Origin of the sequence: Nostoc sp. FACHB-133 (genome assembly GCF_014698055.1) — a bacterium.
Lineage (GTDB): Bacteria > Cyanobacteriota > Cyanobacteriia > Cyanobacteriales > Nostocaceae > Nostoc.
On sequence record NZ_JACJSH010000103.1, the window covers coordinates 1 to 14,353 of the forward strand.

Genomic DNA, 14,353 nt, shown 5'->3' on the forward strand with positions numbered 1-14,353 from the left:
TGTTAATACTGCTTAAAAAGTATAAATAAATTTATACTACTGGGAAAATGATTTAGTGATCGCTTGTTTTTTACTGGATCTGACGAAACCGCATAGCTCCCGTCACGCTAGTAGGTTGAGTGGAGTGAAACGCAACCCAAGATTACCACCTTAATTTATGTTGAGTTACGCGATCGCTTGACTTTTAAGACAGTCGCTACAAAACTACGGTTATCAAGGTAGACGAGGTTTAATTGTTATTTTGGAATTCGTCTAACTTAGCCCGCACTGCCTGGATATCCTGCCACATCAACCATTTAGGCGCACCTCTTTCTTTAGAAGGGTTACGCAGTAAGTAGGAAGGATGAAAAATCGGCATACATAAACGCCCTTCCCACTCCAGCCACTGTCCGCGAATTTTCGTAATCCCCCGCTTATCGCCAGTGATGCCTTTGACAGCAGTTGCACCTGTTAACAAGATTATTTTCGGGTCAACTAAACGAATTTGTTCTAGTAAGTAGGGTAGACAAGCCGCTACTTCTGTTGGAGTAGGAACTCTATTATCTGGCGGGCGACATTTATTTATATTAGCTATATATACATCATGCTCAGTAGTTAGATTCACTGATGCCAGAATTTTCTCCAGCAATTGTCCCGATCTACCTACAAATGGTAAACCAGTTTCGTCTTCATTTTGACCAGGCGCTTCCCCAATAACCATAATTGGGGCTTTGAGATTACCGCGTCCGACCACAGCATGAGTCCGAGTGTCTCCCAATGGACAACGGTGGCAGTGATCGCAATGCTGTGCCAACTCCGTTATGGTGGAATAAGTTCCGGGAGCGATCGCAATTTTAGCGTCTGTAGGAATTAGTTCTCGTTGGTTAAAGGTTGAGTCGTCGAAGAGGCTGAGTTGAGTTTCGCTGCTCATGAAAATTAGGATTTTGATATCAGCGCTAGCTGTTTTATCTGAGTTAAATACTGCTCAGGTTGCAGATTTATCTGAATAAATAGACTTTTGCTGAATACTTAATTATTTATACAAAATCTTATTGTATCAGTTAAGTTGAGACAAAATTCAGTCATCATAAAAGCAGTGCCGTCCTAAGATGCTGGGGGGAACCCATGTCACAGACCCCGCTTTTTGCCGATCGCACCCATGCGGGTGAGTTATTAGCGCGAGTGATTCAGGATGTTTTGACTCAGCAAACTATTGCTTCTGGGATAAAACCTGTACCAATTGTTTATGCTTTGCCAAGAGGGGGTGTACCAGTAGCAGCACCAATAGCACGTCTATTGGATTGTCCGTTGACAATAGTTGTAGCGAAAAAGATTAGCCATCCAGAAAACCCAGAGTTAGCAATTGGTGCAGTGACTACTTACGGAAATGTTCTTTGGACTGATCAAAAGCTATTTCGGTTTAAAGATGATACAAAGTTGCGTGAAGTGGCTTTAAATAAAGCTATCATCCAAGCTAAGTCTCTTGAGGCTCAATTAATTACTGCTTGTCCGCAGGTGAATGCCGAGAATGCTACGGCTATTTTAGTTGATGATGGCATTGCTACAGGAATGACAATAGCGGTAGCGGCAACTGCTATCAAAGCACTGTCTCCAGCAGCAGTTTGGCTATGTACTCCAGTTGCACCACAAAGATTGCTACCTTGGTTAGAACAGTGGGGCGATCGCACAATCGTCTTGGAAACACCAGAACCCTTTTGGAGTGTGAGTAATTTCTACGCGGAATTTCCCCAAGTTGATACATCAGAGGTTCTGAGATATCTCCAGCAACAAAATACAATGGGGCCAATGGATCTATCCGAGTAATTTTGAATTGTTTCCTTCTTTTGCTTTTTAACTATTTGAAGATGTTCCTTGCTGGTATTGCATAGCTTTGGCATAATCACCCAAGGCGTAGCAAGCGACTCTTAAACGATCAAGAGCTTCTTCTTCACTACGACGGTCTTTGATATTCCTAGCTAAGAGCAAACGTTGTTCATAATATGTAATTGCTTTGTTATAGTCACCCAGAGCTTCACAAGCAACTCCTAAACTACCTAAAGATTGTTCCTCGCTACGTTTGTCTTGAATTTCTCTGGCTAATAGCAACCGATCTTCATAATACTTAATAGCTTTAGTATAATCACCTAAAGCATAACAAGCATTACCCAGATTTTTTAGTACCTGAGAAGCACTGCGAACATTTTTTAAAGAGCGTGCTAGTACTACACACTGCTCATAATAAGCGATCGCTTTTGGATAATTATTCAAAGCATACCAAGCATTACCCAAATTTTTGAGTACCTGCTCCTCGCCCCAGTTATCTTTAAGTTCTCGCACAATCTCTAGGCTTTGCTGCTGATACTCAATAGCCTGTGTAAAGTTACTCAAAGATTTATACACCAATCCCAAATTATTGAGTGCTGCAACTTGACTCCGTTTATCTTGCAGCTGTTGCGTTATTTTCAAACACTTTTCTAGAAACTCAATAGCCTTGTTATGGTCATTCAAATGACGGTATGAATTTCCTAAATGGGAAAGTGCTTGCATTTGCAATGCTAAATCTGAGGTGTTATTGAGCAAAGACAAACACTGCTGGGAGTAAGATATCGCACCTTTATAGTCTCCAGCGCTATAAGTCACCAATCCTAAAAAAGAAAGCGCCTGTGCCTGTTTTTGCAAATCCCCAACTCCCTGAAACAGCCCCAAAGCTTGTTGTAAAGACTTCAACGCCGTAATTAATTCACCAGCTTGCTGCTGTTGAATTCCTTGCCGTAGTAGCTTGGATGCTTCCGATAAATTGTCATCATTTTCCTGTGGAGGTAGTATTTCTGCGTGTGAACCAGAGCCAAATTCATGAGTAATTGTATTACGCTTCACTGGTTTTAAGTATGTTATGGGTAATTGTATTTTTCGATCTATTATTCCATTCGCCTTTAGGCATCAACCCCTTCCTTTGAAGTCTGGTGGTAAATATATTATTCCCAATACTAGAAGGTATCTTTCATCAGGTTGGTTGAACGCATCATTTAACGCTTTTACAATCGACATCTGCGCTGTATGTATGGTGCAGACTCTCTCGCACCTCCATTAAAATTTTTCCTAGCATATTTTTACCGCTACCATCGGCTCCGCAACCCCAATAAAAATCAATGGGCGAGTTTTCAACAATTTCTGCATTGCCTGTGGAAAGTAAGATATTCCTAATATCTGTATGAGTTTGAAATTTACATAGCACAGCTTGCCGCATGATATCGTCTTTCACTTGTTCCCAATCTTGACGTAGTGGACGGGTTCTCTCACGTCCCATTCTTGCCGCATCTTTAGGTGTTTTCACTTGGCGGATTTGTTCTACATGAGGTGTATCCACAAACTTTTGCGCTTGAAAGTAATGTTCGCTGGTTGACCAATACAATCCATCTAATTGAAAACCGTGGGACGAAAAGTTAGAGAAACAACCATATTCTTCACGAGTGCTATAAAAGTAGATTGTCATATAAGTTTATCGGCATTCGAGATATAGTTTGAATTAATTATTACTTATTTATACCAATTTTTTATCAAATTTAACTTCATAATTAATTCATTTACCGAGCCGTTTCTTTATATACTACCTAAACTTTATAATTCGTTTAATAAATATTAAGTGCATCATCATGTAGAGTTAATATTACTTATTCCTTACAGTTTGCTGGAGTTAAGATAAGGAATATTAATAATTAATCCCCCCTTTATTCCTGAAAAAAGGGGGGTTGTGTCCCCTATTTCTGAGAGTACTTGGGAGGATATTCAAGAGATAAATGCTAATAATCTACAATTATTAATGATTTATTCAAGTAAAACGCACCTGTAAAAAGTTAGGTGTTAATTCAAGCAACAGGTACAGATACATTAGTCACAGAGCCATTATTTAGGATAGGTTGGCGGGTTTTCAAGTCAAATTTGAATCCATGTGGCAAAATGTGAAGCTTTGCTCCACAAATCGCCAAAGACTCATCCTTCAAAATTTCACCCATATTGTTGTATGTAGCTTCTGATTCATCAACAATTGTCACCGCACCTTCACCAATCACTTCGATTTGATTATCGGTTACGACCATAGCGGTATTCTCGTCAATACCGAATCCTAAAACAGCAGGTTCTAGTATTAAAGCTGAAATTAAGCGTCCCAAACGTCCACGCTGAGAAAAATGCTGGTCAATTACCACTCCTGGTAAAAAACCTAGACCAGGGCCCATTTCAACTGTTTCAATTCGAGGATGCGTTTGAGAATCACCTTCAACTATCATTTTATCTGGCATCACGGCAGCGCCCGCACTTGTACCGGCGATAACTACACCTTCCGCGAACCGTTTATGAATGGCCGCATCGATTTCGGTATCCTTGAGGATATTGGTGATGCGAGCTTGATCTCCACCAGTAAAAAATACCCCAGTTGCTTTATGAATTGCTTCTAATGCGGTAGAGGATGATGCGTCTTCGCGGGTTTCTGTATCAATAATGCGAACATTTTCTGCTCCCAGGCGCTCAAAAACCCTAATATAATTCTCTCCCACTTCTCTTGGTAATTCGGTCGCTGCCGTCATAATGACAATGTGCGCCTTCGTACCCCCAGCGCGTCGCACAAAGTCTCGCAGAATTTGAGAATCTCCATCCTTATCTTCTGCTCCCCCAATAATTACCAACTGCCGTTTGGGATTACTTTCCACCATGATGCCCCCTGATGTGAGTTAATAAATTTCACTAAACCATGACAATTAAACTATCAAATCTTCCTTGTGGTAGATTACCCGATAGAAGGTAGTATTGAAATTTGCGCTTGCAATTAGACCAAAAGATTTTTCAGGCAAATTACATACAAAAATAGCTATCCTCAGAATTAATTTTCTTTTACTAAATAAAACCCCTCAAACCAACTGCCTCTAGAGAGATTTTCTAGAGGCATTATTGACTGCATTTCTAAATTTCCGATTGAGAATTTATCATGCAATTGTTGGTATTAACTCTCGCTGGTTGCAAATTAGATATCTGATGGTAAATATTAATGAATGCGACTTCTGTAAAGCAAGTTAGTCAAGAAAAAACGTGCTTGTTCTAGTGGGAGATGTCTGGGTTTACCTTGGTAGACGATTTGATATTCATTTATGTCAGGCCCATCACCATGACCAGAGATCAGCTTTTGGTGAAAAGCTTCCTCAGCAAGTTCTCGAATTTCATCTCTTAGATCAGCTTGTGTGCTATTCATGCTCTGCTGTCTTTTCAATACCGCATATTTATTTATACAGACTTTGGAATGCGTGTTGCACCTTTCAAAGGTTATATCTTTGCCCATTCATAAGGATGAAGTGACTGTTCTTAATTCTTTGCTGAGAAAGAGAAATTTAATTATGCCTTGAGATAGTTAAAAATGCTTACTAATAGGGTTAGTGTAGGTTCTGATTAGATCAATGGCTTTGCCATCACTCTCCAACAATTAATCTGAATCAGCCTCCAACCAACAAGTCTGAGTAACGATAACTCAGCATAGAAATTTCAGGGTGTTTAGCCAAAGGTTCGTAATCAATGGTTCTACAAAAAAGCAGTGATTTAGCTCGCATTAATGCTAGAAGAACGGATGTATTCGATATTTTCAACTTCAAGCATTATGTTGGCCCCAACCCCTATTTAGATGCAGGGGCACTAGTATTTGACTTTGCTCTAGTTGACTCTAGAGAGCCTTTGCCCATAGAAGATTATATTGCAAGCATTGGCGATCGCTATCCAAATCTGGGCAGCCAAAGCTACGAGTCCCATGCCCATCTATTTGCCCAAGTTGTGTCCGAAGTCGGAAAGCTTGATATGGATTTGCACCTTAAGCATTGGAGTGTTAAGCCATATCCAGATTTCGCGCGAATTAGCGTCCAATCACTACATGAACGCACAACTAGAGAGGTCGTTTATTTTGTTTGGGATTGGTTTGAAGCCATTACCCAAGACGAAGACTTTAACTTTGAGGAGCAGCTAGTGAGGCTGCAAAATAGATTTCGCGCATCTGTTTATGGTGGCCCCACAGTTTACGCTCTATTGCGAACAGCCTACGAAAAAGGTATTCCCGCCTTTTATTTGTGGGAAGAAGGATTAATGCAATACGGCTTTGGCAAAAAACACGTCCGGGGAGTAGCAACCACATTTAACTGTGATAGTCATCTAGATTCAGAGTTTACCACCCGTAAAGATGACTGCAAGGCATTTCTAAAAACCTTGGGTTTCCCAGTCCCTGAAGGCGATATCGTCTTTTCTGAAAAGGAAGCCTTGGCAGCAGCAAGAGAAATTGGCTACCCAGTGGCAGTTAAGCCAGTGGTAGGTCATAAAGGAATTGGCGTTACGGCTGACGTACAAGACTCAAAAGAGCTGGAATCTGCTTATAATAGAGCATTAGCAGCGATTCCCGAAGATCAAGTAACTAGGATAATTGTTGAGAAAAGTATTTCAGGATCGGATTTTCGGATGTTGTGTGTCAATGGCAGATTTGTCGCCGCCACAGAACGCCGTCCAGCATCGGTTGTCGGTGATGGCTACTTAACGCTTGCAGAATTAATCCGCCTAGAGAACCGCAAACCTGCACGTTTAGATACGCCCACCTCACCCATGAGTAAAATTCAGATTGATGAAGCGATGGAACTTTACTTAGAGGAACAGCGCTTATCACTAGACAGCGTGATTGAAAAAGGACGCACTGTTTACCTGCGTAAAGTTGCCAATCTTTCAGCCGGAGGTATGAGCATCGATTCAACCCACACAGTTCATGATGACAATATTATCTTGGCGCAAGATATTGCCCAACATTTCCAGTTGACTTGCCTTGGTATTGATGTCATTACCAAAAGTCTCTCCGAATCTTGGAAATCTAGTAACTTCGCTATCCTGGAAATCAACGCTGCACCAGGAGTTTTAATGCATCTTAAACCTTCTGAAGGTGAAAGTGTTGATGTACCTTCTCATATTCTAGAAACCTTTTTTGAGTCGGGTACAGATTCGAGGATACCGATTATCACCTTTAATAAAATCTCAGTTGAAGAACTGCAAACAACAATTGACCATATCCTTTTGCAACATCCCAACTGGACAATTGGCGCTGTTTGTCGTGATGCAGTTTTTGTAAATCGCTCGAAAAAAGTATTAAGCAAAAATTACAATAGCAACGTCCAAACTTTACTCCGTCATCCCAAAGTTGATTTGCTGATTGCCGAATATGCGGAAGACATCTTAGATGAAGAGGGGATGTTTTACCGGAGTAGTAATATCGTAGTTTTGGATAATCCTACCGAAACTGAGATGATGCTAGCGCGGGATGTCTTTGATGGTTCTACTGTGGTGATTAGAAAAGGCAACGATATTTCTATCCGTCGCAAAGGGTTGATTGAAGATTATACTTTGGCTGAAGATGAACCATTTACACGGGTTTATTTGAAAGAAACTGGAACGATTTTGTGAGCTAGCTTAAGAGGTTGATTTAAAAGTTATTGGCTCATCCTTCTACAAAATCAAAATGTTGTAGCTCCTCCTAAATCCTCCTTAAAAAGGAGGACTTTGAGAGGTTTTTGCTTACTTAAAAATTTGGGTTGGGGGATAAAAAGGCTGTGGGAGACTCCATGATTAATTCTAATTGATACAACCTAAGCTAAGTTAACCTGAGTTCGGGATAAGAAATCCTCAAAAGCCTTGAATTATTGTTGTTCGGTCTAAAGCTCTGTTTTCATCTATTGTCAATAAGACATATTGCTGAGATTAGTTTCATTTGTGAACCTTATTGACAAAATGATTCCACTTTTATCCCTGCTTTGATCAATTCCAGTTTTATTCAATCCTGACAGAATAAGCTTTTTAGCTTCTGGCTTAACCCGAACTCAGGTTAAGTTATATTCAGCGATTGTTCTAATAAATATTAAAATTTCAGAGATAATAAGATTTTATTTCCAGGCTTTAGAGATTTAATATGTATCTGTGAGGCTTTGATTAGGACTATATAGTATATAGCGATTTGTGGATCGGGCTGCTTCAATTACCCTTGTATTCGGGACAATTTTGGACATTCCAAAAGCAGTTTTTTTGGTGTGGCGAAAGTTTCGTGAAAATAACAAATTTTAACCAATTATAACTTTTTAAATCATATCTAATTGCTAGAGTGAATTTCACCACCACTTTTGTGATGCCGCGTGATCCAAACAATTTACACATCGAAAATTGGACGGCGCATGGGCTTCAATTATTCTCAGAGATTATCAAACAATGAAATGTAAAGCAATATCTTCCTTTGCGCTCACAAAGCTGTTTTTTGCCTGTGGCATAAGTTTATTGAGTGCGAAATTGGTAGCGGCCGCTGTCACCTACAGCGCATGGCCTAGCAGCACAACTGTAGTCACTGCTGATGGCTCTAACCAGTTCGGTGGTAATCTCAGTGGTTTGTTCTACGACCCAGCGACTGGAACGCAACAAGCAGTGTTGTGGGGGGTGCAAAATTCGCCATCAAAACTCTATAACCTGGTTTGGAACGGCAGCACTTTCGTCAAAAATACTACTAATAATTGGAGTTCTGGAAAAACGTTGCACTATCCCAATGGTACTGGTACGCCAGATGCGGAAGGTGTGACCAAAGCCGAGCTTTCTTCAACAACTATCTACGTTTCTACTGAGCGAGATGGCAGCGGCTCGAACCGCTTCAGCGTACTGAGTTATGACAGCAGCAGCAGTGCCACCACTCTCAATGCTACTAAGGAATGGAACTTAACTTCTAATTTGCCAACGGTTAGCTCTACTAATTTGGGCTTGGAAGCGATCGCATGGGTGCCAGATAGTTATTTACAAGCTAATGGATTCATAGATGAAAGTACCAATCAGCTCTACAACCCAGCCAATTATCCGTTACATGGCACGGGATTGTTTTTTGTTGGATTGGAAGCAAATGGACAAATTTATGCCTACGCGCTCAACTCCGACTCTACATATACGCGTATTGCTACCATTGCCAGTGGTAATACAAAGATTATGGATTTATCCTTCGACCGCGATAATGAGACTTTATGGGCGTATTGCGACAACAATTGCAGCAACCGCTCAACCCTGCTCGCCATCGATACCACCGTTGGCTCGTCAACCAAAGGCAAATTCATCATCCGCAAGGGTTACGAACGCCCAAGTTCGATGTCAAACATTAACAACGAAGGTATCGCCATTGCGCCCAATTCTGAATGCGCCAGCAATCTAAAACAGTTCTTCTGGGCGGATGATTCCGAAACCAGCAATCATGCGATTCGTCGTGGAACAATTCCTTGTGGACGATTGTTTTAAGCTGACATTAATCCTCATTTACTAGTGCGAGGTTTAGGTCTGCTGTGACGTTCTTTTCCGTTAATCTGATGGTATAACAGGCGGGAGAGAACGTCATGTTTTCAGTTGACTGCCTATTACATGCGATCGCTACTTTAGTGCAACTTTGCCTCGAAAATAATTTTTTGTAAATCAACGCCAACCCATCTTCTGGCTGTTTTGCTTCCAGCAGGTAATGCACATGATTGCTCATGATGCACAAAGCATAGAGTTTAAACTTATACTTTTCTTGTGCCTTTTTGATGGCATAAATAAAGACTTCGCAGCATTCTAAGCGCGTTAGAGGATGTTTGAAAAATCCTCTTCCTGGTAGCAAAACGTTTTATATCCACCTAAAATCCCCCTTAAAAAGGGGGACTTTAATTCTTGTCCCCTCCTTTTTTAAGCTACGGTGTACACACATCTTTCTAGAAAAACAAGTAGTAATTGAAATTGATGGAGATAGCCATTTTACAGATGAAGGTCAAGACTATGACATAGAAAGAACAAGAATTTTAGAATTCCATTCGCTCAATACTTTTCAAAGTTTCAGTATAAAAAAACCTGCGAGCAACCGATTAGCAGTAAGGCTTTCAGTAATAAAATTAAGCTAAACTCTTATAGCCAAGTATTGACTAAAAATATTTCATAATTAAAGATAGAACATCCCAATGGAGAACATAAAAATGCTAGAACAATATCGTAAACACGTTGCTGAAAGAGCAGCACTCGGTATTCCCCCTTTACCATTGGATGCGAAGCAAACCTCAGAATTATGTGAATTACTGAAAAATCCGCCCAAGGGTCAAGAGGAAATATTATTACATTTATTGAGCGATCGCGTTTCTCCTGGTGTTGATCCAGCAGCTTATGTCAAAGCTGGATTTCTCACCGCGATCGCCAAAGAAGAAATCACCAGTCCGTTGATTGCGCCCATCGAAGCAGTGCAATTGCTGGGCACAATGATCGGTGGTTACAATGTGCAATCTTTAATTGATTTACTGCAATTGCCTACTGTATCCGTCTCCGACTCATCGGAAACACCTCTGGTAATGGGCGGACAAGGAAAAGAACCCATCGCCGCTTACGCCGCCAACGCCTTAAGCAAAATTCTCTTGGTGTATGACGCTTACCACGATGTTTTAGAGTTGTCTAAAACCAATCCTTTCGCCAAACGGGTGATTGACTCTTGGGCGGAAGCTGAATGGTTTACCCTTCGCCCCACAGTTCCAGAAGCCATTACCGTCACCGTTTTTAAAGTTCCTGGCGAAACCAATACCGACGATTTATCACCCGCCCAAAGCGCCACAACTCGCCCAGATATTCCTTTACACGCCTTAGTGATGTTAGAGTCACGGCAACCGGGAAGCTTGGCAACCATTGCCGAATTGAAGAAAAAAGGGCATCCTGTAGCTTACGTGGGAGATGTAGTTGGTACAGGTTCCTCCCGTAAATCTGCAATTAACTCAGTATTGTGGCATACAGGAAATGATATACCTTTTGTGCCAAACAAACGCGCAGGGGGTTATGTTTTAGGTGGTGCGATCGCGCCAATCTTCTTTAACACAGCAGAAGATGCCGGTGCTTTGCCTATTCAGTGCGATGTCACCAAACTCGAAACCGGCATGGTAATTACCATCCATCCCTACAAAGGCGAAATCACTAATGAAGCAGGCGAAGTTATTTCTACCTTTGACCTGAAACCTGATACCATCCTCGATGAAGTCCGTGCAGGTGGACGCATCCCCCTACTTATTGGACGTACCCTCACCGACAAAACTCGTCTTGCACTTGGTTTAGAACCCAGCACCGTTTTTACCCGTCCCCAGCAAGCCTTTGATACAGGTAAAGGCTACAGCTTGGCACAGAAAATGGTAGGTAAAGCTTGCGGATTACCTGGTGTGCGTCCCGGCACATCTTGCGAACCCATCATCACTACCGTTGGTTCCCAAGATACCACAGGCCCCATGACCCGTGACGAATTGACAGAACTCGCTTGTCTTGGTTTCAGTGCAGACTTAGTTATCCAAAGTTTCTGCCACACAGCAGCTTATCCCAAACCAGTAGACATCAAAACCCATCACGAACTCCCCGATTTCTTTGCATCTCGTGGCGGTGTTGCCCTCCGCCCTGGTGATGGTATCATCCACTCTTGGTTAAACCGGATGCTGCTACCCGACACCGTGGGAACTGGCGGCGACTCTCACACCCGCTTCCCCTTGGGTATTTCCTTCCCCGCCGGTTCTGGGTTGGTAGCGTTTGCAGCCGCCTTGGGTGTGATGCCTTTAGATATGCCAGAGTCAGTTTTGGTAAGATTCAAAGGTGAATTGCAACCAGGTATCACCCTGCGCGATGTCGTGAATGCCATACCCTACGTAGCAATTCAAAAAGGTTTGCTGACAGCAGAGAAGCAGAACAAGAAAAACGTCTTCTCCGGGCGAATTTTGGAAATAGAAGGTTTGCCAGATTTAAAAGTTGAACAAGCCTTTGAACTCACCGATGCAAGTGCCGAACGTTCTTGTGCCGGATGCACAATTAAGCTAAGTGTAGAGACAATTTCTGAATATCTGCGTTCTAATATCGCGTTGCTGAAAAATATGATAGCACGGGGCTATCACGATCCGCGTACCATGCTGCGCCGTGTGGCAAAGATGGAAGAATGGTTAGCAAATCCCGTGTTATTAGAAGGCGATGCCGAGGCGGAGTATGCGGAAATAATTGAAATTGATTTAAACGAAATCAAAGAACCAATTGTTGCTGCTCCCAATGACCCCGATAATGTTAAATTATTATCGGAAGTTGCTAACGATCCAGTGCAAGAGGTATTCGTCGGTTCTTGTATGACGAATATTGGTCATTATCGGGCAACAGCGAAAGTTTTGGAAGGTGCAGGTGAAGTGAAAACTCGCCTGTGGATAGCACCACCAACCCGCATGGATGAACACCAATTAAAAGAAGAAGGTGTATATAGCGTTTTTGGGGCTGCGGGTGCTAGAACAGAAATGCCAGGATGCAGTTTGTGCATGGGTAATCAGGCGCGAGTTGCTGATGGCACAACAGTGTTTTCTACCTCTACCCGCAACTTCAATAATCGCATGGGTAAAGATGCGCGAGTGTATCTTGGTTCAGCAGAATTAGCCGCAGTTTGTGCGCTGCTGGGACGGCTTCCCACAGTGCAAGAATATTTGGATATTGTGGCGAGTAGAATTCATCCTTTTGCAGATGATTTATATCGGTATTTGAACTTCGATCAAATCGCCGGTTTTGAGGATGAAGGGCGCGTGATTTCGTTAGAAGATATGCCGAGGCTTGAGGATATTTTGGGTATGCCTACGGCAGCGAGGTAGGTAATAATTAACATGAAATACCCCAGGTTTTAATCTGTGGCTACATTAAAAAGCCCGCATTAGCGGGCTTTTTAATGTAAATCTCTCACATTGAAGTCTTTGATAATACAAAAAATTAGTTATTATCGTATATGATACATAAAGCAAATAACAAGCATGAAAGCATCAGAAACAACTCTCCGTAACTTATTAGAAGGTGGTAAACAGTTTCAAATACCTCTTTTTCAGCGACCATACTCTTGGAAAAAAGAGAACTGGGAGACTTTGTGGGAAGATTTGATGAGTCTTTATAATGATGATGAAAAAGGTTTTTATTTTCTTGGGCCTATAGTAACCCAAGCTGAACTGGGAACCGCTGACGGTATAAGTCGATATATTGTTATAGACGGACAACAACGTTTTACAACTCTTAGTATTCTTTTGGCGGCATTAAGAAACTATCTCAAGAAGTCTGACAAACAAATAGCAGAACAGATACATGAATTTTTTTTGATAAATAAGTATCAAAAGAATGATGATTTTTATAAAGTGCTGCCTACTCAAGACGACTGCGACGCATATAAAAACATTATCGACAGTAAGATAGCTAAGGGTAAAAACAAAGAATCACAATCAGGAGCAATACATGAAGCTTATAAATTTTTTGATGGAAAATTGAAGAAGCCTTTTGTAGATGAGAATATTTTGTTAGATTTTGCAAAATTTAAAAATATTATTCTAGAACGTTTGGTATTAGTAAATATTACTTCTGATAACAACGATAACCCATATCTTATTTTTGAGAGTTTGAACAACAAAGGAGAAGAATTAACCCAAGCAGATTTAGTTCGTAACTATATATTTATGAAGTTACCTTCTGAAGAAAGAGATGAAGTTTACAACAGCGAGTGGCTGCCTCTTCAAGAAAGTTTTAAATTAAATATGAAGCAAAAGGAATATGCAGACGAATTAACTAAGGCATTTTGGTTTTATTTACGTAAAGATGGAGAGGCAGTTAATGAAAAAGCCGTTTATAAATCAATCAAACAACGTTTTGATGAATCGGCTAAACGGTTTGAAAAACCCGAATTAGGTATCAAGGCTGAGTTACATAACCTTATAAAATTTACTAATTATTATCTACGACTTAATTTTGATGAGGAAGAACAAGAACCAAAACTAAGGCATTGGTTTCAGCGATTAAAAAAACTGGATTTCACTACTTGTCATATATTTCTCCTAAATATTTATTATGAATATGAGGCACAACACTTATCTATTCAAGATTTTGAGAAAATCCTGCAATATTTAGAATCTTACTTTGTACGCCGTTGGATTGTTGGGATTCCTACTAGAGCTTTAGGCATAACATTTAACAATTTGTATAAGCAAGTAAAGGAAACAAATCCTGAAGATTTAGTAAATGGGTTACGTCAAGTTCTAATTAGTTTCGATAAAAGTCAAGTATTTCCTGATGACAACTTATTCTGTCAGCATATCACTAATGAACCTCTATATAATCCTAAAAGCTCGACAGCAAATGAACGCGTGAAGTTTTTATTAGAAAGTATAGAACAATCTCTGAGCAAAGAGCGTGTTGATACTCAACCTTGTATCTTAGAAATAGTAGTAGACCGTCCCAACCTTGGTCAAGAAAGACCGCTTCGTAGCATGGGTCACTACAACAATCTCTTTGACAGAACTCG

At 40.9% G+C, this 14,353-nt stretch carries 10 protein-coding genes and 1 pseudogene; 5 read left to right on the top strand and 6 right to left on the bottom strand.

The window, feature by feature from the left end:
• Positions 1-229: 229 nt before the first annotated feature.
• Positions 230-910 (bottom strand): uracil-DNA glycosylase, encoded by a 681-nt coding sequence (locus H6G86_RS36050; protein WP_190938387.1) that lies wholly within the window; start codon positions 908-910, stop codon positions 230-232.
• A gap of 194 nt (positions 911-1,104) precedes the next feature.
• On the opposite strand from H6G86_RS36050, the gene H6G86_RS36055 reads away from it, so the two are divergent.
• Positions 1,105-1,803, top strand: a complete 699-nt coding sequence (locus H6G86_RS36055) for a phosphoribosyltransferase (protein ID WP_190938388.1) — start codon at positions 1,105-1,107, stop codon at positions 1,801-1,803.
• 27 nt (positions 1,804-1,830) lie between these two features.
• Here H6G86_RS36055 and H6G86_RS36060 read toward each other — a convergent pair.
• The 4 genes and pseudogenes from H6G86_RS36060 to H6G86_RS36075 all read right to left on the bottom strand — a co-directional run bounded on the left by H6G86_RS36060 (position 1,831) and on the right by H6G86_RS36075 (position 5,221).
• A pseudogene (locus H6G86_RS36060) lies at positions 1,831-2,920 on the bottom strand (tetratricopeptide repeat protein).
• Between the two features lie 81 nt (positions 2,921-3,001).
• Positions 3,002-3,472, bottom strand: a complete 471-nt coding sequence (ybiA, locus tag H6G86_RS36065) for a riboflavin biosynthesis intermediates N-glycosidase (protein WP_190938390.1) — start codon at positions 3,470-3,472, stop codon at positions 3,002-3,004.
• Positions 3,473-3,845: 373 nt separating this feature from the next.
• Positions 3,846-4,688, bottom strand: coding sequence for a cyanophycinase (locus H6G86_RS36070; protein ID WP_190938391.1), 843 nt, complete (start codon positions 4,686-4,688; stop codon positions 3,846-3,848).
• A gap of 329 nt (positions 4,689-5,017) precedes the next feature.
• Positions 5,018-5,221, bottom strand: coding sequence for a hypothetical protein (locus H6G86_RS36075; RefSeq protein ID WP_041565287.1), 204 nt, complete (start codon positions 5,219-5,221; stop codon positions 5,018-5,020).
• A gap of 317 nt (positions 5,222-5,538) precedes the next feature.
• On the opposite strand from H6G86_RS36075, the gene H6G86_RS36080 reads away from it, so the two are divergent.
• Complete coding sequence (locus H6G86_RS36080) at positions 5,539-7,449, top strand: acetate--CoA ligase family protein (RefSeq protein WP_190938392.1); 1,911 nt, start codon at positions 5,539-5,541, stop codon at positions 7,447-7,449.
• A gap of 795 nt (positions 7,450-8,244) precedes the next feature.
• Positions 8,245-9,303: a YjiK family protein gene (locus H6G86_RS36085; RefSeq protein WP_190938393.1), complete on the top strand. Its 1,059-nt coding sequence runs from the start codon at positions 8,245-8,247 to the stop codon at positions 9,301-9,303.
• A 7-nt stretch (positions 9,304-9,310) separates the two neighbouring features.
• Here the strand turns inward: H6G86_RS36085 and H6G86_RS39270 are convergent, their stop codons facing one another.
• A complete protein-coding gene (locus H6G86_RS39270) occupies positions 9,311-9,658 on the bottom strand; it encodes a transposase (RefSeq protein ID WP_242065150.1) in 348 nt (115 codons plus the stop codon).
• 349 nt (positions 9,659-10,007) lie between these two features.
• Between H6G86_RS39270 and acnB the strand changes: the two genes are divergently transcribed.
• A complete protein-coding gene (acnB, locus tag H6G86_RS36095; RefSeq protein ID WP_190938394.1) occupies positions 10,008-12,668 on the top strand; it encodes a bifunctional aconitate hydratase 2/2-methylisocitrate dehydratase in 2,661 nt (886 codons plus the stop codon).
• 156 nt (positions 12,669-12,824) lie between these two features.
• The coding region (locus H6G86_RS36100) for a DUF262 domain-containing protein (RefSeq protein ID WP_190938395.1) at positions 12,825-14,353 on the top strand (1,529 nt) is incomplete at its 3' end.